The sequence below is a fragment of the Holospora undulata HU1 genome (genome assembly GCF_000388175.3).
Lineage (GTDB): Bacteria > Pseudomonadota > Alphaproteobacteria > Holosporales > Holosporaceae > Holospora > Holospora undulata_A.
This window is the reverse complement of the sequence record NZ_ARPM03000135.1, coordinates 1-20,418: the sequence shown is the minus strand read 5'-3', so window position 1 is coordinate 20,418 and position 20,418 is coordinate 1. Positions and strand designations below refer to the sequence as shown.

Annotated in this window: 22 protein-coding genes and 1 pseudogene; 16 read left to right on the top strand and 7 right to left on the bottom strand. The window is 35.5% G+C overall.

Annotated elements, in window-relative coordinates; all coding sequences use genetic code 11:
- Nucleotides 1-81 precede the first annotated feature (81 nt).
- The 6 genes and pseudogenes from K737_RS12000 to K737_RS11995 all read left to right on the top strand — a co-directional run.
- Nucleotides 82-171, top strand: a pseudogene (locus tag K737_RS12000) (IS5/IS1182 family transposase); the annotation flags it as partial.
- A gap of 265 nt (nt 172-436) precedes the next feature.
- A complete protein-coding gene (locus K737_RS03745; RefSeq protein WP_161630432.1) occupies nt 437-910 on the top strand; it encodes a ribosome maturation factor RimP in 474 nt (157 codons plus the stop codon).
- Nucleotides 907-2,412, top strand: coding sequence for a transcription termination factor NusA (gene nusA, locus K737_RS03740; protein ID WP_006303205.1), 1,506 nt, complete (start codon nt 907-909; stop codon nt 2,410-2,412). The genes K737_RS03745 and nusA overlap by 4 nt, the downstream gene beginning before the upstream one ends.
- Nucleotides 2,413-2,517: 105 nt before the next feature.
- Nucleotides 2,518-4,611, top strand: coding sequence for a ComEC/Rec2 family competence protein (locus K737_RS03735; protein ID WP_006303204.1), 2,094 nt, complete (start codon nt 2,518-2,520; stop codon nt 4,609-4,611).
- 444 nt (nt 4,612-5,055) lie between these two features.
- A complete protein-coding gene (locus tag K737_RS08060) occupies nt 5,056-5,217 on the top strand; it encodes an IS630 transposase-related protein (RefSeq protein ID WP_023492397.1) in 162 nt (53 codons plus the stop codon).
- Between the two features lie 352 nt (nt 5,218-5,569).
- Nucleotides 5,570-5,776 carry a transposase gene (locus tag K737_RS11995; RefSeq protein ID WP_006303203.1) on the top strand — a complete coding sequence of 69 codons (207 nt, stop codon included), beginning with the start codon at nt 5,570-5,572 and terminating at the stop codon, nt 5,774-5,776.
- A 359-nt stretch (nt 5,777-6,135) separates the two neighbouring features.
- On the opposite strand, the gene K737_RS03730 is transcribed toward K737_RS11995, so the two are convergent.
- Entirely contained in the window at nt 6,136-8,694 is a 2,559-nt protein-coding gene (locus tag K737_RS03730; RefSeq protein WP_161630431.1) for a putative PEP-binding protein, read from the bottom strand.
- A 646-nt stretch (nt 8,695-9,340) separates the two neighbouring features.
- On the opposite strand from K737_RS03730, the gene K737_RS03725 reads away from it, so the two are divergent.
- The 3 genes from K737_RS03725 to K737_RS10055 all read left to right on the top strand — a co-directional run bounded on the left by K737_RS03725 (nt 9,341) and on the right by K737_RS10055 (nt 11,627).
- Nucleotides 9,341-10,213 carry an outer membrane protein gene (locus tag K737_RS03725; RefSeq protein ID WP_024161431.1) on the top strand — a complete coding sequence of 291 codons (873 nt, stop codon included), beginning with the start codon at nt 9,341-9,343 and terminating at the stop codon, nt 10,211-10,213.
- Between the two features lie 981 nt (nt 10,214-11,194).
- A complete protein-coding gene (locus tag K737_RS11990; RefSeq protein ID WP_407636450.1) occupies nt 11,195-11,329 on the top strand; it encodes a helix-turn-helix domain-containing protein in 135 nt (44 codons plus the stop codon).
- A gap of 124 nt (nt 11,330-11,453) precedes the next feature.
- On the top strand, nt 11,454-11,627 hold the full coding sequence (locus K737_RS10055; RefSeq protein WP_023492404.1) for a hypothetical protein: 174 nt from the start codon (nt 11,454-11,456) through the stop codon (nt 11,625-11,627).
- 112 nt (nt 11,628-11,739) lie between these two features.
- On the opposite strand, the gene K737_RS11985 is transcribed toward K737_RS10055, so the two are convergent.
- The 4 genes from K737_RS11985 to K737_RS03705 form a co-directional block, all read right to left on the bottom strand.
- Entirely contained in the window at nt 11,740-11,826 is an 87-nt protein-coding gene (locus K737_RS11985; protein WP_407636449.1) for a transposase, read from the bottom strand.
- Nucleotides 11,827-12,069: 243 nt separating this feature from the next.
- Nucleotides 12,070-12,282, bottom strand: coding sequence for a hypothetical protein (locus K737_RS10270; RefSeq protein ID WP_006303200.1), 213 nt, complete (start codon nt 12,280-12,282; stop codon nt 12,070-12,072).
- A gap of 551 nt (nt 12,283-12,833) precedes the next feature.
- On the bottom strand, nt 12,834-13,358 hold the full coding sequence (locus K737_RS03710) for a hypothetical protein (protein ID WP_006303264.1): 525 nt from the start codon (nt 13,356-13,358) through the stop codon (nt 12,834-12,836).
- A gap of 25 nt (nt 13,359-13,383) precedes the next feature.
- Nucleotides 13,384-13,704: a hypothetical protein gene (locus K737_RS03705; protein WP_006303263.1), complete on the bottom strand. Its 321-nt coding sequence runs from the start codon at nt 13,702-13,704 to the stop codon at nt 13,384-13,386.
- A gap of 307 nt (nt 13,705-14,011) precedes the next feature.
- On the opposite strand from K737_RS03705, the gene mraY reads away from it, so the two are divergent.
- The 3 genes from mraY (at nt 14,012) to K737_RS11115 (ending at nt 16,225) form a co-directional block, all read left to right on the top strand.
- Complete coding sequence (gene mraY / locus K737_RS03700) at nt 14,012-15,115, top strand: phospho-N-acetylmuramoyl-pentapeptide-transferase (RefSeq protein ID WP_024161429.1); 1,104 nt, start codon at nt 14,012-14,014, stop codon at nt 15,113-15,115.
- Nucleotides 15,116-15,124: 9 nt separating this feature from the next.
- Nucleotides 15,125-15,796 (top strand): bifunctional 2-polyprenyl-6-hydroxyphenol methylase/3-demethylubiquinol 3-O-methyltransferase UbiG, encoded by a 672-nt coding sequence (gene ubiG / locus K737_RS03695; protein WP_006288927.1) that lies wholly within the window; start codon nt 15,125-15,127, stop codon nt 15,794-15,796.
- Nucleotides 15,797-16,066: 270 nt separating this feature from the next.
- The gene (locus tag K737_RS11115; protein ID WP_024161428.1) at nt 16,067-16,225 is read left to right on the top strand and encodes a hypothetical protein; all 159 of its coding nucleotides are present in this window, start codon (nt 16,067-16,069) and stop codon (nt 16,223-16,225) included.
- Between the two features lie 214 nt (nt 16,226-16,439).
- On the opposite strand, the gene K737_RS11445 is transcribed toward K737_RS11115, so the two are convergent.
- Nucleotides 16,440-16,568: a hypothetical protein gene (locus K737_RS11445; RefSeq protein ID WP_268743857.1), complete on the bottom strand. Its 129-nt coding sequence runs from the start codon at nt 16,566-16,568 to the stop codon at nt 16,440-16,442.
- Between the two features lie 74 nt (nt 16,569-16,642).
- Complete coding sequence (locus K737_RS08035; protein WP_235075684.1) at nt 16,643-16,966, bottom strand: hypothetical protein; 324 nt, start codon at nt 16,964-16,966, stop codon at nt 16,643-16,645.
- 244 nt (nt 16,967-17,210) lie between these two features.
- Here K737_RS08035 and K737_RS03690 point away from each other — a divergent pair, with 244 nt between their 5' ends.
- From K737_RS03690 to K737_RS03680, 4 genes are all read left to right on the top strand, one after another.
- Complete coding sequence (locus tag K737_RS03690) at nt 17,211-18,113, top strand: peptidylprolyl isomerase (protein WP_235075683.1); 903 nt, start codon at nt 17,211-17,213, stop codon at nt 18,111-18,113.
- 8 nt (nt 18,114-18,121) lie between these two features.
- A complete protein-coding gene (locus K737_RS03685; RefSeq protein ID WP_006296593.1) occupies nt 18,122-18,652 on the top strand; it encodes a hypothetical protein in 531 nt (176 codons plus the stop codon).
- 327 nt (nt 18,653-18,979) lie between these two features.
- Nucleotides 18,980-19,117 carry a hypothetical protein gene (locus tag K737_RS10050; RefSeq protein WP_023492413.1) on the top strand — a complete coding sequence of 46 codons (138 nt, stop codon included), beginning with the start codon at nt 18,980-18,982 and terminating at the stop codon, nt 19,115-19,117.
- Between the two features lie 1,110 nt (nt 19,118-20,227).
- On the top strand, nt 20,228-20,418 hold a 191-nt coding region (locus K737_RS03680; RefSeq protein ID WP_006296591.1), incomplete at its 3' end, for a hypothetical protein.

The window sequence follows — 20,418 nt, the reverse complement described above, 5'->3', positions numbered from 1 at the left end:
GGGGACAATATACTAAATTTCAATGCTCTATTTGATGCTATTTCGTGGTTCTTTAAAATATCTAATTCAACCTAGATTGCTATAGCAGATAAATATAGAAATAGACGAAAAAGATTTGGGCTAAGATTCCCCCTCATCTCTGCTATTTACAATATGGAGTTACCTAAATGATAGTTTCCGAATAGGGCTATTATTTTTTCGAACTTTATAATTGATTCTTACACAATATAATTATTTTTAAAACAAAAATTACATTCTCAATATTTATTAAATTTTTAATATTTTTTTTGTATTTTTGACTTTTTAGTTTTTTTATTTTTTTGCTTATACTAAAAATAAAGGCTTGAAAAAAAAGCAATATTTTTTTATAATAAAAAAATATATGAATAATGTGAGGTTTTCAGGAAAGGGCGGCTATATCCCCTTTTTTTATATAATGAATCGAGAACTAATTTGGAATACTTTAAGTTCCTATCTAGAAGATAAGGAATATAGTTTGGTGCAGGTTACTTTGCAATCCAAGAAAGAGTCTGACTTATGCGTGATGATTGAGCATAAGAAAACGCTTACGCTTTCTATAGAAGAGTGCGTCAAACTTTCTGCGGAAATAGAGCCGATTTTAAGAAGCAAGGGGCTCTTAACGGATCAGCAAATTTTGGAAGTTAGTTCTCCTGGGGTGGAACGTCCTTTGGTGACTCCAGATCATTACAAAAGGTATATAGGTACGCATATATTGGTGGGAATCCAAGGAGGAAAAGGTCAAAAATATGAAGGCGTACTTCAAAACGTGCTGGGAAGTGGTATTGTTTTAGCGCTAAGCCAAGACGATATCCTTTCTGTAGAGTGGTCTTCTATTAAATTTTGTAAACTCGTGTACAAATTTGAGAATCAAAAGGAGACAGAAGAATGAGTGTGTATAATATCGGTCCAGTGTTGCTGAAAGAAATAGAAGGGTTAGCAAAAGAAAAATTTTTAGATAAAGAAGCGTTGTTATCCATCTTTGAGTTGGCTTTTTCTAAAATATATTCAAAGCATTATGGAACTCGAAACGATATTCGAGTTTCTATTCACCCAGAAACTGGAGATATTAACCTTACACGACATCGTTTGATTACTGATGAAGTGACATGTCCTTTTAAGCAAATTCATTCAAAAGATACTTTAAACGCTAAAGGAAAAATTGTTGATGGAGAGTGGGTAGAATCTTTGCCTTTATTAGAATTTTCTCGTTCTGAAGTATCTAGTATTCTTAAGACGTTGCAGCATGAAACTCAAGAGATGGAACGAAAAGCTCAGTACGAAGAATTTAAGTCTCGTGTTGGGGAAATGGTTAGCGTTACAGTAAAACGTCTTGAAGGTCGCAACGTTGTTGTTGATTTGGGGCGCGCAGAGGGGATAATTCTTCGGAGCGAGCTTTTAAAATGGGAAAATTATAGCATCAATGATCGCTTAAAAGCTTATATCTATGCGGTGCGTAGAGAGCAGAAAGGACCTCAAATTTTTCTTTCCCGGACGCATTCAGGCTTTCTTCACGAGCTTTTTGTAAGAGAGGTAGATGAAATCGCTCAGGGGCTGATTGAAATCAAAGGGGTTGTGAGAGACCCAGGAAGTAGAGCAAAAGTTGCGGTTTTTGCTTATAATTTTACCAGCAAGGGGAGGAATTTTTCTCCTGTAGGGACTTGTGTGGGAATTCGCGGAAATCGTGTTAAAGCAATTCAAGAAGAATTAAAGGGAGAGCAAATAGATGTTGTATTGTGGTCTCAAGAAACGCCGGAGTTTATCGTCAATGCGCTGTCTTCCGTAGAAGTTCTTAAGGTTGTGGTGGAAAAAGGAACCAATCAGTACACAGTGGTTGTTCCTGATGGACAAAAAAATCTTGCTATCGGAAGAGAAGGGCAAAACGTTTCATTGGTTTGTAAATTAACAGGAACTAATATTAATATCATGAGCGCTTCTGAAGAACAGAAAAAGCGCTCTCAGGATCTTCAAGAGCGTATGGGGCTTTTTGTTCAGCGTCTTGACCTGGATGAATTTTTGGCGCATTTTTTGGTTCTTCAAGGATTTGAATCTTTGCAAGATATTGTATTTACCTCTCAAGAAGAGCTTATGCAGTTAGAAGGGTTCACTTTGGAAATTGCACAAGAGCTTCGTGCAAGAGCGTTAGAAGCCTTAGAAGAAGAAGAAAAGAATCATAGAAATATGTTTGTTGCACACCAAGGAGATCCAAAATTAATGGAGCTCTGCAGTCCATATATGCTGGAGGCATTGGTAGCTAACAAAATTTTAACGTTAAAAGATTTTTCTGAATTAAGTCTGGAAGAGCTAGAAGATTACTTGAAGGGAGTGCGTCACGGGCTAAGTTCTCAAGCTTTGGGAGATCTTATCATGAAAGCACGAACATTGTGTGCTTAGGTGCTTTAGGGATGTTTCTAAGCTGCAAACGGTATAAACTTTGGGTGAGAACAAGATTTTTCTAAAACCTACGAGAAATTTTAAATAAAATAGGAATGATAAAAAGTGCTCTTTGTTCGACATTTTCCATATCGAGTTTTTGCACATGTTAAAATATTTTTCATTTACGTATCAAAAAAATTTAAAAAATTTCTTGTTTCTCTTCACCTAAAATTCATTCAAGAGCAAGAGAGGCATATTTTATGGATGCCTTTTGGAATTGCAATGGGGATTTATGGGTATACATCTCTTACCTATGAACCAAAAATAAAAACGTATTGTTTGATATTCATCGGGCTATTTGGAAGTGTTTTTAAACTTTTACGAGAAGATCGTATCGTTCTTAGAGCTTTATATTGGGCAGTGCTATGTTTTTCTGTTGGATTTTTAAGAATCTCTGTTTATCCACGCAACACTTTGCTTAAAAAAGAACTAGGTCCTTTTTGGATAAAAGGAAAGGTTGTTTCTATGGATCATACTGCCTCTAATTCTGGAAAAATTTACCCAAGAGTGTGGATAAAAGAGTTACAGTCTTCTAAAGGGGGCCTATCTTTGCCTTGTATTCGGTTGGGAATAAGAACGCTTTGTGAAAAAAATATTACTCCAGGAGACTGGATTAAGGCTAAGGTAAAATTGATACCTTGGGCTAAACCATTGGTCCCTGGTGGGTATGACGCTCAATTTCATCAGTTTTTTCAAGGTGTTTCTGGGTACGGATTTAGTATTTCACCAGTCCAAGTTGTTTCTGGAAAGCGTGGATTTTTAACTCGTTTTCGACACTATCTAACAAAAACCTTCCATGAAAAGTTACCTTATCCGCTAGGAGCTGTGGGAAGTGCTCTAGTTACCGGTGATAAAACTGCTCTTCCTTTAAAACTGCGTGATGATTTTTCTATCTCTGGGCTGTCGCATATTCTTGCTATATCCGGACTTCACCTATCTATTGTAGCTGCAATTTGTTTCTTTATCTTTAAATGGCTGCTTCAGGGGATTCCAAAATTAGGATTAATTATAAGTTTGCAAAGTCTGGCAGGAATATGTTCTTTAATTGCAGGAGGAATGTACGCGTGCATTTCTGGGGCAGGGTATCCAGTGCAGCGATCGTTTATTTTGATGGCAGGAACGTTAACGGGAATGTTTTTAAATCGTTGGCCATCTTCAATAAGAATGTTATCCTTATGTGGTTCAGGGATCTTATTGACAGAACCTCATGCTTGTTTTAGTTTAAGTTTCCAGCTTTCTTTTATTGCAACGGCCAGTTTGATGACTGTTCCTGGTGAATTTTTGAGGAACGCTTTTTCAGAAAAACGTTCCCCAGTTTGGAGACGTTGGAAAAAAAATTTTTTAATGATGAACGTAACTACAATTGCAGCTACTTGTTCTACACTTCCTTGGATTGCATTTTATTTTCATCAGTATTCTTTTCAAAGTATTATCAGTAATATATTTGCTGTAAGTTGGACGAGTTTTTGCGTTATGCCCGTAGGGCTAATTGCACTACTTTCTTTATTAACTCCGTATTCAAAAGAAGCATTTTTTTTATGGGGATTAACGTTAAAAGGATTAGTCAATATTGCTCAAAGCTCCACACATTATTTAAATTTTTTACTATTTTACTGCCCGATGTACAGTCAGTGGATTTTTTTTGCCCAGGTGTTTTGTGTTTTTTGGTGGTTGGTATGGAAAAAGAATTGGCGATGGTGGGGAATAGGTGGCCTTGGTGTTTTTACTGGGATCGCGCGATATTGGGCTTTTATTCCAAAAATTTTAGTCACTCAAGAATATATGGGGGTAGTTCAAGAAGAAACGAGTACTCTTTGGATTTCTCAAACTCGAAAAGGAAGGTACGTAATTTCTCAATGGGCGCGAATTTTAAACCTTTCTCATACTTGTAAAGAAAAAGATCTTCAGAATCCTTCCATTAAAGAATTGTTTGAAACAGGAAGAAGACTAAAAATTCAGTATCCAAACGCGATTACTTTTTACCAAAAAGGAAACGGATGGATTCCAGGAATTTTGTCAGATGAAAAACGCCCATGGAGATTTCCATCTAAGGAATGCAGTCATACTTCTGTTGTAAAAAAAAAGCATCGATTCGATTTGAGAAATATAAGAAAGGGGGCAAAAAAGATTAAATCTTTGAAAAAAAGATCTTTGTAGTTGATCCGATGCAAAAGCGATAAATAGTAGCAAGTAATCGTGTATAGTTCGCAGGGGGGATACGTTCAACATAGTTTTTCAGAAAGGCACTTAAACTTCAACAATAAGAAATAAGATTCTTTGAAAAAATTTAAAAAAGATTCTTACTGAAGAAGAAATTAAAGCCACAAAATTATCGAAAAAATGTATAGGTTAATCTCGGTGAAGACTGACGTATCCACTTCCACGTAGAAAATATTTTGCTCCTATCTATGAAAAAGGTGTCTTTGTCGTGGATAATTCTACATTTCATAAAAGAAACTATAGTAATTTAGGTTGAATTAGGTGCAATTAAAGGAAAATGACAAAGAGCTACACCAACGATTTAAGACAAAGAGGAATAGAATATTTAGATGAGGGGTCGGGTATATTGAGGCATCGCAACGATTTAAAATAAGTGTATCAGTGATAGGCAGATGGAATAGAAAATACAGACAAGAAGGCAGTTATTTTCCTAAGAGGTGTGGTGGCTCAGAAAAAAAGATTGACTTAGAAAAGCTCGAAAAAAGCATCAAAGCAACCCAAGATATGCCCTTGAAAAAAGCTGCTCAAGAATTTGGGGTATAATCAGGTACTGATTAAAAAGATTAGGCTTGTAGCTTAAAAAAAGATTTTTCGTACGCGAAAGCAAGCAAAGAAAAGCGAAGTCAGTATAAAGAATCGATCAAAGAAAGATATAGCGTATCCAAGTCTTGTATATATTGATGAAAGCGGCATTGATATGGCTTGTGTAAAGACAGAAGGTTGGGGCGGAAACAGTGAAAAGTTGGTTGGCAAAAAGAGTGGGATCAAAGAACTAATAGTATTGCCGGTTTGGTTAATAAAAAGCCCATAGCACCAATGGGGTTTAACAGATCTTGAAACACAGTATTATTCCAAGCTTGGGTATTTCTGATCAAGGAACTAAAGCTTGGTCAAGGTGCGATTATGGATAATATCTCTTTTCATAAAAAGAAGTAGAGAATTAATAGAATCTGTAAAATGCAGTACAATTTTTCTACCTCCTTACTCTTCTGATTTGAATCCAATAGAGAAATTCTCGGCTAATATGAAGAGAGGTGGACAATATACTAAATTTCAACGCTCTATTCGATGCTATTTCGTGGTCTATTTCGTGGTTCTTTAAAATATCTAATTTAACCTAAATTACTATAACGTCTTATTGAATAAAAATCATCTTTTGAATTTTCTATTAAATTTTCAAAAAATAACGAAAAAAATCAACTCGATTGAGGACGGGCCCTAAATTTTAATGGACTTTTCGGAATCAGTACTGATTTCTTAAATGCTTAATTTGAACCAAAATTCTGTAACATAAAACAATGAATTAAGCTTCATTGTTGCTGGGGTTAGATTTCGCTTTTGCTGTTTTTTAAGTTCTCTCTCAAACAATAAGTTTTTTCTTGAAGTCTGCTAAATTTTTTAGATCCGAATTGGAAAGTTTATTTTTAGCCTGAAATATTAAGCGTTCCCCCCCCCATTAATCTAAGCGATTTGACGATTTTTAAGAGAAGAAGAGTCCAGAAAAGAATCTTTTTCTAACGTCACCTTGGCACAAGCAAGTTTAGCTTTAAAACCCCGGTATGCAGAACAAGAAACTCCCCTAATTCCAAGAGAATAAAAAAAGTCAATGCTTTCCGGATCTCCTGCGTGCTCTCCGCACACAGATAATGATATGTTCGGATTGATTTTTAGAATAGTTTCGCAAGCAAAAGATAGTATTTTTCCTACGGAAGATTCATGGATGCTTTGAAACGGATCCTTAGAGAAAATTCCCAAAGACTGATACTTTTCTATCATGTACGCTGTATCATCTCTGGATAAGCCCAAAATCATTTGGGTTAAATCGTTCGTTCCAAAACATATAAAGTCCGCTTCTTGAGCAAAAAAGGATGCTTGAAGTGCACTGCTTGGAATTTCGATCATTACTCCCACGTTCCAAATTACTCCTGTAAGATCGTGCCAAATTGCCCGTTGAAGAATGCGTTTTTTGATCATTGTAAATTCCTCAGGGACGGTCACGAAAGGAATCATAATCCCCAGATCTACGGGAATTCCCTCTTTATGCACTCGCTCTGCAGCTTTAAAGAGAGATTGAACTTGAAGATCATAAATTTCGGGACGCAATATACCAAGACGAGCACCTCTTTTTCCCAGCATAGGATTATTTTCCTTGAGTCCGCTCGCTAATTCTTTTATTTTTTCCAAAGAAACTTCTAACTGATGAGAAAGCGTTTTCTCTGCTTCAAAAGTGCAAGGCAAAAATTCATGAAGAGGGGGGTCCAGCAAACGCACAGTCAAACGCTTACCATTTAGCTGCTTTAGCAGAGTAGTGTAATCTTCTTCTTGCAAGGCACTAATACGGGAAAAACATAGATCTTCTTGAAGCCCCAATATCCATCCCTGAAACCAAGGTAAGTGAGTGTTTTTGAAAAACATATGTTCGCTTCGGCATAAGCCGATTCCTTCAGGATTAAAGGCAAGAGCGGCATTCCAATCCTCTAATGTGTCTGCATTCGCATAAACCTTTATTGCACTGACACGGTGCGAAAACTCTAAAAATTCCTCTAGCTCTTCACATTTTTCAGGTACTTTTAGTGCGCCCCTTCCTTTCCATATATTTCCCGTCGTTCCATCTATTGTCAATAAAGTTCCCTCAGGAAAAAATTGACCGCAAACTTCTATAGAATCACAATGTACTTTTAGCTCTTGTACAGAGGTTACGCAAGGCTTTCCTAATCCCCTGGTTACTACTGCACCGTGACAAGTCATTCCTCCTGTGGCGGTTATTACTCCAGATGCCTTTAAGATGCAAGCAACATCGTCACAATGGGTCTCTTGAGCTGCAAAAATGATATTTCTTCCACTGCTTGCCAAAAAATCAACAGTTTCTTGACGAATTGCAAGGATACCAAAAATTGCTCCAGGAGAAGCGCCTAGCCCTTTTCCTAAATTTTCGAGTCCTTCAAGATTTTCCAAATACGAATGATAGACTTGTTCTAACCCGTTTAAAGAAAGACGCTTTAGTGCATCCTGCATGCTTAAAACTCCTTCTGCAACATACCTAGAAAGTATCCGCAGTTCTGCTGTTTTTGTGCGCTTTCCTGGACGTGTTTGCAAAATCCAAACTTTTTTCTGTTCTATTGTAAACTCAATATCTTGCATATCTACAAAAAAATTATCTATTTTTTCAGCAATATCTTTTAAAGTTTTATAGGCGCACGGCAAATGAGTTTCCAGCAGTGAGAGCGGCCCTGGAGTCATTCCCCCTGAGACGATATCTTCGCCTTGTGCCTGAATGGAATATTCTCCAAAAAATTCTTTTTTTCCCGTAGAGGGATTTTGAGTGAACAATATTCCTGTTCCGCTAAATTGGTTGAAATTTCCAAATACCATAACCTGAATAACTACGTCTACTCCGGAACTGGAACTAATTTTTTCATGTAACCGATACGATTGGGCCCTTGAATTGTTCCAGCTATTTCTTACCATGTTTATAGCTTTAATTAATTGTTCATTGGCATCTTGAGGAAAACTATACCCAGCGTGTTCTTGAAATATTCTCTCGAATTCAATAGCTTCTTCACGGGTTGCGGTTTTGGAAATTTTTGGAAAAACCGTCTCGTCAATTTGTTCTACTAATTTTCCATAATGACATATCAACTTTATATAGCTGCGCCATAAATACTCTTTGTTTGCCTTTAAGGCATGATTGAATGTTAGTCCAACATTAAGCAAAGAATCGAGCATTCCTGGCATAGAAACTTTAAAACTGGAACGCACAGAAACAAAAAGTCCACTTTGCCCAGTTTCTTGATCATTCCACACCTTTCCAGATTTTATTTGTAACCTAAGCAATTCTTCTTGAAGCCCCTCAAGAGAAAAAGGGTGCAAGTAGGGAATTAAAAAAAATGGAGGAACAGGAACCTGAAGCGTTTCGAGCATTTTTAGATAGCCTGCCTTCGAGGGAGAAAAAACGTCCTGTCTTAACGCCTCTTCTGAAAAAAAAGAGCTTTCTTGAGAAAAAGAGAGAGGAAAATTCAAAAAAAAACACCATAATCTTATAATGCGCACTTTCAGAATGACACAAGATTTAAAATAGGTCAACATTTTTTACATTGTATTCAAGAGATATGGGCACACAAGGTTACTGCTCGTAATATAGTATCAATGTATTGGTTTCAAAAAATTGATATTTTTCAGCATAATTATTTTGCAATGTTGTACTCTAAAAGATATTTTGACGTGTGTAGATATTTTTTGTGTTGCTCGAATTCTTGGGGCTCATGAAAAGCATACTGGAAGATTATTTCATTGATCTAGTTATTTTATTGATTTTATGGTGCCTTTATGTATTCAAGAGTATCAGTAAGATAATGTCGTGTAGCGGCAGTGGAGTTTTTTATAAACATTTGTTAATTGTTATAAGTGTTATAAGTTGTTTTTTGAAAAACTTGAAATAGCAAGTTTTCCAAACATATTGCGCCGCCCTTCATTCAAACGCTGGACAATACATTGTTCTATAAAGCGAACAAAAGATGCTTCATCACTATCTAGATTTACACCACGATAAAAATGTTGCTAAACAACACTATCTAAAAAATATTACTCAAATTTCGGATAATCTTCTAAGCAGTTTTTCGTTTTTATGACATAATTTATGGGTATTGATTAATGGATCGTATAGGAAATGAATAGAATTTTTAGGTTAACATTGCCTTTTTTTTTAGTGGGGGTTAGTGCAAGGGCGACACAGGGAAATCAGGTTTTTTCTGTGTTCCAGTCGGGAATAGCAGTTAGCGCAGGGCTTGGTTTTTCTTCAGCTTCTTTAAGAGCAAAGGATGCAGCAGGACTTGGTGTAATTCCTCAAAACGGGTACAGGTCCAAAATCAAAATCGCAAATGGGCCTACTTTTGAACATTTGATAGGATCTCCTGATGAATGGGTGGATTTTACTGGGTCTGGATCAGTAAAGAATGGTTGTGGGGTTTCTTGGAATATTGGAGTTTTAGCTCAAAAAAATCTTGATCTCTACACCATGGGGGCGCGCTGGATATTGGGATTTAACGGAGCTTCTTCTAAAATGGGGTACAAGACTGGAAATATGTATCGGGAGACTGTTCTTGATAACGAGTCTTATTTTATCTCAGATTTTGCATTAGTTGAAGATCAAAAAATAACGAACTTTATTCTGAGAAATCAGTGGTTTAGTGCTCTCATTTTTGAATTTGGCTATCTTGTTGCAAATAGAGTACAACTTTTTTTAGGACCGGGGATTTCTTTTCAAGGGCAAAAATTGTGCTGTATTAATGATTCAGGAAAATCTTCTGGTGGTGTATCCAAAATGGTTTGGGGGCCGATAATGTCGGTTGGCACTCGATATGCTTTTACGCAACGTATTTCTTTGGGGGTAGAGTACCAGCGTCAATGGTTAAACAAGAAGACTTGGAACAAAATTTCTGATATTGTTCCTAATAAGACGCGTCCCTACGGCACGCCTATACTTAAAACAAATAATAATCTTTTCTTAATGACGTTAAGCTATATGTTTAGTGCTAAATAAATCTTTACGTTTTAAAAAATCGTACAGAAATAAGAGTTTTAAAATTCTTTTTAGACATTTTAGCTCTTTTTCTTTGTTTGCTGATCCTAAAAAAATTCTTTATTTGGTATTTTTTTGTGAGGGAGTGCTTCTGTTTTAGGTAAGTTGTTTTCCAAGGTCGATTTTTTTATTTTTTCGATTATAACCTGATGCATCGTTGAAATTGTTAAAGGCAAAGTTTTGTTTTTAAAAAATAGTATTTTTTTATTTGCATTGTCACTTTATTAGTTTTACAATAGCGTTTCATTTTTTTTATTTAAAAATATATTTTAAAAAAGAAAATTTTTAATTTTGCTAAGATTTTTCTTTAACGGTTGATTTCTTAATCCCTAGTCTTGTTCTTTTATTGGCAGTATTTTTGGACTTTTGCTTGGGGTAATGGTAGATTTTACATTGCCTAAGGGGGCAAAGAGAAGAATGTTCTCGTTTTTATCAAAGCCACTATCAGAATCGCTCTAAGAAATCGATGAGCTAAAACTTTGATTATCAGATTTGTCAAGAAATTCTCTAATTGAAGGAAGAACTATATAAAGATTATCTTTTAAAATTTCCCTTTTTAACCTTTCTTTATCTTTTAACTTTTTGCTTATTAACTCTGCTTTCGGTTTTTTTATTGGTAATGCGTTTGAACCTTGTCTTGGAGTGATTTCAGAATTTGCAGCAGAGTTGATTTTTTTACATCAGCTGATGTTGTGTTTTCATTAATTTTAATGGCGCAACTACTATGATTTGGAGTAATAAAAGACTTTAAACCGCCTTAAGTGGGGTGAGTTAGATAATATAATACCAATTCCCATTGCTAAATAAGCATATAATGATTGCCTTTTAAGAAAAGGAGAAGTATATAACAGGTGTATAACAAACAGCTTAAATAGAATGGCATCCGCATCAAAATTATCAACCGCGCAGGTCGCAGAAGAAGTAAAATATTAGCTTAGGGAGATTGGTAAAGCTGCACGAATATCACGTAAATTAGCAGAGGCAATTGCAGATAGGACTTATAGCATTAGTCAAGTTGCAAAGATTTGCAATATAACTAGAACCACTTTGGCTTCGTGGATCAAGCTGGCTCGATAGAAAGACTTAACGCATCTGCAAAGCGCAAAAGGAAAAACAAACTTAACGCTACGCAAATAAAGCAAATCTTGGAATGGTTAAAAGTAGATATACCAAATCAAACTGAAAGTTTTGGACTAATTCGTTGAAAGGTTTTATTGACGCAGTCGACAAGATCCATAGCGATGTTGTCCCAAGTTTGGTCGAAAAAATGCAGCATATTCTCGCGAAATTCTTTGGCAGAGACGAAAAATCGATTATTGCGCACATGTTCATTCTTCGATGGGGTTCAGGTTGGGGCTTGTGTAGGGGCAAATAATGCACCTCAATCCCCCTTTTTTCGCTGCTTTTTGGGTGTCTTTGCTTGTGTTATAGTAATATAGGTTGGATTAGATTTTTTAAAGAACCACGAAATAGCGTCGAATAGAGCGTTAAAATTTAGTATATTGCCCCCTCTTCATATTAGCCCAGATTTTCTCTATTGGATTCAAATCACAAGAGTAAGGAGGTAGAAAAATTATACCGCATTTTACAGATTCTATTCATTCTCTACTTCTCTTGGATTTATGAAAAGAGACATTGTTCATAATAACACCTTGACCAGGCCTTGGTTCCTTGATCAGAAATCTACCCAAGCTTGGAATAATAATGTGTCGCAAGAGCCCTTAAACCTCATTGGTGCTATCGGCGTGTTATTAACCAAACCGGCAATAGTATTTGTTCTTTAATACTATTGCTCACTCTTTTTACCAACCAACTTTTCACTTTTTTTGCCCCAGTTTCTGTACGTTCTCTTCAAGCTTTTCTAAGTCAATCTTTTTTTCTGAGCCACCACACTTTTTAGGAAAATAACTGCCTTCTTGTCTGTATTTTCTATGCCACCTTCCTATTGCTGATACCAATATACCCGCCCCCCCCTCATCTAAATATTCTATTCCCTTTTGTCTTAAATCGTTGCTGTAGCTCTTTGTCATTTTCCTTTAATTGCACCTAATTCAACCTAAATTACTATAACAGTGAAGACAGGGGCTTGGATTTTAAAAAACATTGTATTGTAAAAGATAACAAAGTCATAGTATAATTGTTTTCATTCCCTTTAAAATTTAATTTTAAGCTTTATTATGTTGTTTTATTTGAGTCACATGACTTACTATGCGTCTTTTTTCAACTTATTTCGCTATCTAACCTTTCGATCTATTGGGGCGTTGATGAGCAGTTTTTTTATTGTATTTTTGGTTGGAAAGCCTTTCATTCGTTGGATGAAAAATATGCAAAAAGGGGGGGCAGCCTATTCGTCTTGATGGCCCTGAAACACATCTGCTTTATAAAAAGAATACTCCCACAATGGGGGGGATGCTTTTATTGGGATTTTTAGGAAGTATTATATTGTGGTGCGATTGGTTTTCTTCCTATGTATCGTTTTGTGTTTGTACTTTTTTATATTTAGGATTTTTAGACAATAAATGCGCTATACCAATTATTTATCACCCCTTTTAACGAATATGTTGGCAAACAAAATAAAGAACTAAGTCAGTTTATCTTTTATAGATTTAAAAAATTTTTTAATACTGTCTCCCTCTGGTTCAGAAACAATTTTTCTAATTTCTTTTTCTTTTTCTTCTATTTTAACCCCTCTAAAAAATTTATCTTCTTCAGACAGATCTAGATAAACAGTAATCCTCTCGCCATTCAAAAAATTTTTCCCGTAGTATTCTAAATAGTCGTTTAAAAGTACATTTCTAAGATTTTTATAGTATATAGCTTTAACATGATCCCAAAATTTTTCAAAAGGAATAGCTAACTGATACTTTTCTAAGGCTTGTTTTATTTTATCTTCCATATCAGGCATAGATTTTATAAGCGTTGCCATCTGAAATTCATACTCTTTTGATTTTTCCATTGATTCTTTTTTATATTTTTCAATAAGTTCTTTTCGTTTTTCACCCTCAAAATGCGCATATCTAGGCTCTTTATAATTAGGCGAGGCAGCATTCATGTTCGATAAGGCACTGCCCATATTTAATATACGCGTAGAATAAGTAGCTTTCATATATTTGATAAAATAATAAGCGCAATTATTTTGCTAAGAGCATTCGAATTTCTAAAGGAATTTCTTTTTCTTGATTTTTTTGTTCAGTTATTTTATTTAAAAGATTTTTAAAGTTCGGCTTATTTTCAATTATTTCACTTAAAAAAATTTTAAACTCTAAAACAATTCTATTAAAAAAATCTAAATTTTGTGAGATTAATGCTCCGAAGCTAGAGTGGGGGACTTGTTCTTTTTTTTTGTATGCAGTTTCAAGATCGTCCGGTCCAAAACGTGATTGCTTAATTTTATTAAGATCTTCATAAAGACCTGCATAGATTTCTGTATTTGCGCTTAACAGAAAAAACACAGAAATAAAAAAAAAATTTGTTTAGCATGTTTATAATAAGCTAATTTTTATATTTTTTATTTTATCAAAAAAATATAAAATTTTTACAAAAAAAATAATAGACATAAATTATCTGCACAGTAATTACAGAAACAAAAAAAGACGTAGTATTGCGTCTTAAAACTGTTGCGGTTGTTCGTTTTATGAAAGTGTTATGCGAACTGTGAAGACAGGGGCTTAGATTTTAAAAAACATTGTATTGTAAAAGATAACAAAGTCATAGTATAATTGTTTTCATTCCCTTTAAAATTTAATTTTAAGCTTTATTATGTTGTTTTATTTGAGTCACATGACTTACTATGCGTCTTTTTTCAACTTATTTCGCTATCTAACCTTTCGATCTATTGGGGCGTTGATGAGCAGTTTTTTTATTGTATTTTTGGTTGGAAAGCCTTTCATTCGTTGGATGAAAAATATGCAAAAAGGGGGGCAGCCTATTCGTCTTGATGGCCCTGAAACACATCTGCTTTATAAAAAGAATACTCCCACAATGGGGGGGGGGATGCTTTTATTGGGATTTTTAGGAAGTATTATATTGTGGTGCGATTGGTCTAGTCCTTATGTATGGCTTTGTGCTTTTACTTTTTTATCTTTAAGTTTTTTAGGATTTTTAGATGATATATTAAAAATTGTTTACCAAAATAGTGCGGGCTTGAGTGGAAAAAAAAAAATAATATTTCAAGTGATTATCGGAATTTTTGGGGCTCTTGGGGCGTCTTGGGCTTTGTGCCGTTTAAATTGTACAACCGATACAGTATTAACAGGAGTTTATTTGCCGTTTTTAAAAAACTTTGTTATTAATTTAGGGTGGCTTTACCCTTTTTGGGCTGCTTTGGTGGTAACAGGCGCATCTAACGCCGTTAATTTAACAGATGGGTTAGACGGATTAGCAATTGGACCTGTGATGGTGACCTGTGTAGTTCTAGGAATTTTTTGTTATGTTTCTGGTCACTCAATTTTTTCTTCTTATTTAAAAATCCCCCACGTACCTATGACAGGAGAGCTTTCAGTATGTTGCGCTGCATTGCTAGGTTCGGGATTGGGGTTTTTGTGGTATAACGCCCCCCCTGCCATGATTATTATGGGAGATATGGGAGCCTTAGCGTTGGGCGGAACCTTGGCTGCAATTGCTCTTTTTATTAAACAAGAGTTATTGTTAGGGATTGTGGGAGGAGTCTTTGTTGTTGAAACATTTTCTGTAGTGATTCAAGTGATTTATTTTAAGCGCACAAAGCGGCGCATATTTTTGATGGCACCTTTACATCATCATTTTGAAAAGCGTGGATGGTCTGAGTCTACTATTGTTATGCGATTTTGGATTATTTCTTGTTTGTTAGGGATTGCGTCTTTAATGGCTTTGAAAATTCGATAGGCTTAATCAATGATTAAAAATTGGTGGGACCCTACCGGTCCTGCTCGGTGTTTGCATGAACTATCTTTTTTGCGTATTGGGTTTTTAGAGAGTTTTTTTTCTCTTTATGGGAAAAAGATCTTAGATGTTGGCTGTGGCGGAGGTGTTTTTAGTGAGGAGCTCTGGAAAAGAGGCGCTCTTGTTTCAGGTACTGATGTGTGTGCAGACAGTTTAAGGCAGGCGCGTGCTCACGCGCGTTTTTCCCACGCACAAATTTCCTATGAGTTTCCAGAATATTTTTATAATCAGCATCGTTACTTTGATGTTTTGTTGTTTATGGAAGTTTTAGAGCACGTCGATCACCTTTACGATACGATAAAGTATTGGATTCCGTTGTTAGCACCCGGAGGGTATCTTATAGGATCGACGATTAACAGGACGACGCGTTCATATTTTAAAGCGATTTTAGCTGGAGAATACATTCTTCAATGGGTTGCTCCTGGAACACACAGTTGGCATCGCTTTATTAAACCAGAGGAACTGCAAGAGGTGTTCCGGGATTTTGGATGCTGTGGATGGACAGAACAGGGATATAAATATTCTTTTTTTCATCCAAAAAAATGGATTTTTTGTTCTGAAAACGATACTAATTTCTTTTTTTCTATTCGAAAATTCCAATACGATGATTATTTTCGTAATTAGTCTTGTGTTTTTTGTGGATTAAGTTGAGTTCAGACTAGTATTTGAAGTGGTTTTATATATTTTAGTATAAAAGGTGCACATGATTAATCTTTGAATATGGCGTTGTTTTATTGTTAGAGAAAATTTTTCAATATTCAAATAAATTATTTATTTTTCTTCAATTAATAAATAATTGAAGAAAAGACGTGTCAAAAAAAAAATTTTTGATAATACACTCATGCTGAATAAAATTGTTTAAAAGTTTAATTTTATGTGTTAATAATTTTTCTTATGCAAAGTTTTCTGAAAGAAGAAGATCGTGTTGCGTTAAGAACGCAGCATCGGCAAGAAAAGAACCGATGCGTAGAAGATAGGATTAAGGCAGTTTTGTTATCCGACAAAGGGTGGAGCGGAGCTATCGTCTCAAATTTCTGGGGCCCTTCTGATTGACGATCAGTCGTCATATAAAGAGGTATAAGGAAGATCAAAAGTTAATGGTGTCAAGCGGGGGCTTTGTAAGTAAGCTAAATATTTCACAAACAGCGGAACTTATCGCACATTTGGGCCACGACTTATATGAAAGTGAGTGATATCTGCGCTTATGTTCTTGAACCCTATGGCTGCGCTTTAAGGCAAGACGTTGTGGCTGTGCGCTCATAATTTTTCATTTAAAAAGCCAGCAGCACGGCCCGCAAAGGCAACCAAGCGGGAAGCCTTTATTCAACGGTGATGACAACGCCGCCGAAGGATGAACCCATCCTGTTTTGTGATGACGTGTACTCCACAATGGCAACGAAAATCACCTGTCAGGCACCCCCATGATACGCATGAACCTGATGGGAGCATTGGATTTGACGGGTGGTATCTTTAAAAACCTTGAAGACGTTTTTTGATCAGCTGAAAGACGCTTATCCAAAGGCGCCTAACAATTCTCACCTGATCTTGGATCAAGGACCTTATAATACAAGTAAAGACACCCAAAAAGCAGCAAAAGAAAGGGGGGATTGAGGTGCATTGTTTGCCCTCCCTATACCTTCCCCAACCTGAACCCCATCGAAGAATGAACATGTGCGCAATAATCGATTTTTCGTCTCTGCCAAAGAGTTTTTCAAGAGTATGCTGCATTTTTTCGACCAAACCTGGGACAACATCGCCATGGATCTTATCGAGCGCGTCAATGACAGCTTTCAACGCATTAGTCCAACACTTTCAGTTTGATTTGGTATATTTTGTGAGAAACTTTTTCAAAAAAGCACATGGCTCAATAAAAAATTTAGAAATCTTCTTGAAAAAATATTAAGTTTTTGAGATACTAGAAATTGTTCGCGATTTGTTTCTTTTAGTAATGTGTTTTAAGAAAAATATAGAGAAGTTTTTATTAAAAATTATTTTCGGGTTTTCTATCTTTTCACCATTCTTAGTGAATGCCGATAAAATGGATTGCTTTGTTTTGGCTACCGTTCAAAAACGCCCCATTACAACATTAGATGTTTGGGCTAGATTTTTATTCTTACCGAAAATGCATCAGGTATTTATTTCTCAATCCTCTTTTTTTCAGTATGCACCGTCTATTTTTCGGCAAATTCTTATGGAACGTCTGCAATTAGCGCTTGCTGCGCAGTACAAGATAGAAATTTCTCCTCCACAATTAGAAGGAATGTATCAGTTTTGGATTAAAGATTTAAAAAAATCTTATCCTTCTATTTCTTTGCTTCCAGAAGAAATAAAGATCGTGAAAGAACAATTAAAAGCTAATTTATCTTGGGATACTTACATAGAAGGGCGATACGGATCAGACTTTTTTGTGAGCAAGGAAGAAGTTGCAACTTATAAAAAAAATTGGCATAATCGTCCTTCTACCCTTAAGCACGTTCGGTATGGAGAAATTGTAATTTTTTACAAACTACATCCTGAAGAAGCCTTAAAAGAGATGAGTAATATTCGTGATATGTTAGATCAGGGAGCTCCTTTTCCTCAAGTTGCCAGTCAATTTTCTCAAAGTAATAGTAAAAAAAATTCCGGAATTGTGGAATGGACTCCAGAGCATATGCTAGAACCGGATTTACTAAAAATTTTTTCTGAAACCGTTGAAGGTCAGATATCAGGGCCTCATGTGTTAAAAAATCTAAGAGCGGTAGTATGTGTAGTCTTGTTAGGAAGAAAAACACAAAAAGAGCTAAAACAAGTTTGTCCTTCGGATCCAGAAATTAGAGCTCTTCTTAGACAAGAACGAAAAAAAAGTAGAATTCAGCAAGAAATAGATAAATTATTAAATGGAGAAAATTATGAAATACTAAAGGGAGCAGAAAAGTATTTTTCCCCAGACCTTAAAGAATAAAGAAGTTAATGCAACTGATTTTTAGGATATGTATTTCTTACATTCAGGTTTTGGCTTTGTTTACTTTCGTTTTTTGGGCTCAAATTCCCTTTTCTCCTTTGGCTTGGAATTTGTTTTATCTCGTATCTGTCAGTTTGGTCCATTTTTTTCAAGAAGAAAAGTTGATAAGTTTTATATTAACGTGGGCATTGTTTGGAATTGTCGGATGGGGCTGGATTTGCCCCATATCTCCTGTAATTCTTTCTAGTCCCTGTGGAGGATATTTTTGGGGGATCATTCCCACGCTCTTGTGGGCAAGTTATTGCTGCAAAAAAGAAAAGACGGGGTGGATCAAGTGGGGAGGTGCGTTATTTTTTCTGGAAACTTGTGGAGCAGTGCACTGTGTTTTGTTAAGCCCCAGTTTGCTTGTTGCCAAACAGTATGGGTTACTTGCACTATTTCCTTGGAATCTTTTTCAGTCTATCTTGGGCATTGCGTTTGATCGATTTTTCAAGCGAGTGCTGGATAAGTTTTTTTTCCACAATAAGTATAGCGCTTAAAATTTTGGATAAAGCTTTAAATAAGTTTGTTTTTTCACTAGTCTTATTGAGTTTGTAAAAATAAGATAAAAAAATTATTTTTTTAAAGTTTCAAATAAAAAAAATGTAGAGCCTTCTTTGTTTCTGCTTTTATTCTATACTTTGTTTCTCAAAAATTTTATTACGGTCTATCCTTAATTAAGTTCGTTGTTTTTTGAGAATTTAATAGAAAATTCAAAATAAATTTGTATTCAATAGGACGTTATACGTTGAGGGGGGGGGAGCGCTGAGATCCAAGCAAGCGGTGATGCCCAAGGCAATCCCACCAAAAATCCCGTCGCTTTTCACTTGACAAAAGGTCAGACCCATAATTTGGAAGGCGCTGATCACCTCGTGAAGGCTGGTGCGGTATTTGCTGATAAAGCGTATGATGCCGATGAAAGGGGGCAGTGCAAACTCAAAGAAAAGGGGGGGGCAAGGCCGTGATCTCTCCTAAAAAAACCCGTTTTTGGCCTTCAAATTATGATACATATCTTTTTAAATCCCGTCTTTGATCGGAGAATTTCTTGGCTAAACTGAAAGAAATAACAAAGCCATTTCCTTGCGATATGAAAAAACGTCTTTCAATTTTCTAGGTGCTATTCACTTGGTTTTACTTGTCGTTTGGCTTAATTGAAGACGGGCCCTAATAAAATTTATATTTTCTATGTTATATTGAAAAAAAACATTTTAAAAAAGTAATACGAATATGAGCAATATAGATAAAAAAATAAAAACATGACATTCTCTGTTCAATTTCGTAAAAAAACACTTAAGCTTTAATCAGAAGAAGAAAGCTATAGTAAATTTTTCGAAATATTGAAGATTTCAACACCAACTCTCAGTAGATAGAAGAAATAAATAAAGCCTAAGCTAAGAATAATAAACCACCAATTAAAACAGATAACGAAGCTTTGAAGAAAGTTATCAAAGAATATCCTGATTCTTATACTCATGCTGAATGAAATTGTTTACAAGTTTAATAATTTTTCTTATGCAAAGATTTCTGACAGAAGAAGATCGTGTTGCGTTAAGAGCTGACGCGTAGAAGATAGGATTAAGGCAGTTTTGTTATCCGACAAAGGGTGAAGCTATCGTCAAATTGCTAAGGCTCTTCTGATTGAGATCGTAGAGGAGTATAAGGAAGATCAAAAGTTAATAGTGTCAAGCGGGGGGCTCTGTAAGCAAGCGGAATGTTTCACAAACAGCAGAACTTATCGCACATTTGAAAAGCCATAACGTATATGAAAGCAAGCGATATTTGCGGCTCATGTTCTTGAACTCTATGACTGCGCAAGGCAAGACGTTGTACGCCCATAATTTTTCATTTAAAATCCAGCAGCACAGTCCACAAAGGCAGAGCCAGCCAAACAGGAAGCGTTTATTCATTATTACGAGACAGTGATGACAACACCGCCATGGATCTTGTCGACCGCGTCAATGACAATTTTTAACGCATTAGTCCAACACTTTCGATTTGATTGGGTATAGCTTGAAATTTTATTAAGGTTATATTAGAGTAAAGTCAAAAAGAGGAATATAAATTATTTTTTGAGTATGAAAAAAATTTTTTTAATTCTAATAGTAAATGTTTTGAGTGGCTTTTTTTTCGAAAGCACTGCTAAAAATTTTCATGGTGAATCGTCTAATTTTCAGCAAGATTCAGAAATGAGTTCCGATGAAGAAAGTGTATCTGGTTCTCAACAAAGCTCTGATGAAGAAAGTGTATCTGGTTCTCAACAAAGCTC

Coding starts and splice junctions, on each gene's coding strand:
- K737_RS10270 (WP_006303200.1), bottom strand. CDS start 12,282: ATGACAAAGAGCTACAGCAACGATTTAAGACAAAAGGGAATAGAATAT.
- K737_RS03725 (WP_024161431.1), top strand. CDS start 9,341: ATGAATAGAATTTTTAGGTTAACATTGCCTTTTTTTTTAGTGGGGGTT.
- nusA (WP_006303205.1), top strand. CDS start 907: ATGAGTGTGTATAATATCGGTCCAGTGTTGCTGAAAGAAATAGAAGGG.
- ubiG (WP_006288927.1), top strand. CDS start 15,125: ATGATTAAAAATTGGTGGGACCCTACCGGTCCTGCTCGGTGTTTGCAT.
- K737_RS03710 (WP_006303264.1), bottom strand. CDS start 13,358: ATGAAAGCTACTTATTCTACGCGTATATTAAATATGGGCAGTGCCTTA.
- K737_RS03690 (WP_235075683.1), top strand. CDS start 17,211: ATGGATTGCTTTGTTTTGGCTACCGTTCAAAAACGCCCCATTACAACA.
- mraY (WP_024161429.1), top strand. CDS start 14,012: ATGTTGTTTTATTTGAGTCACATGACTTACTATGCGTCTTTTTTCAAC.
- K737_RS11115 (WP_024161428.1), top strand. CDS start 16,067: ATGCAAAGTTTTCTGAAAGAAGAAGATCGTGTTGCGTTAAGAACGCAG.
- K737_RS03745 (WP_161630432.1), top strand. CDS start 437: ATGAATCGAGAACTAATTTGGAATACTTTAAGTTCCTATCTAGAAGAT.
- K737_RS03685 (WP_006296593.1), top strand. CDS start 18,122: ATGCAACTGATTTTTAGGATATGTATTTCTTACATTCAGGTTTTGGCT.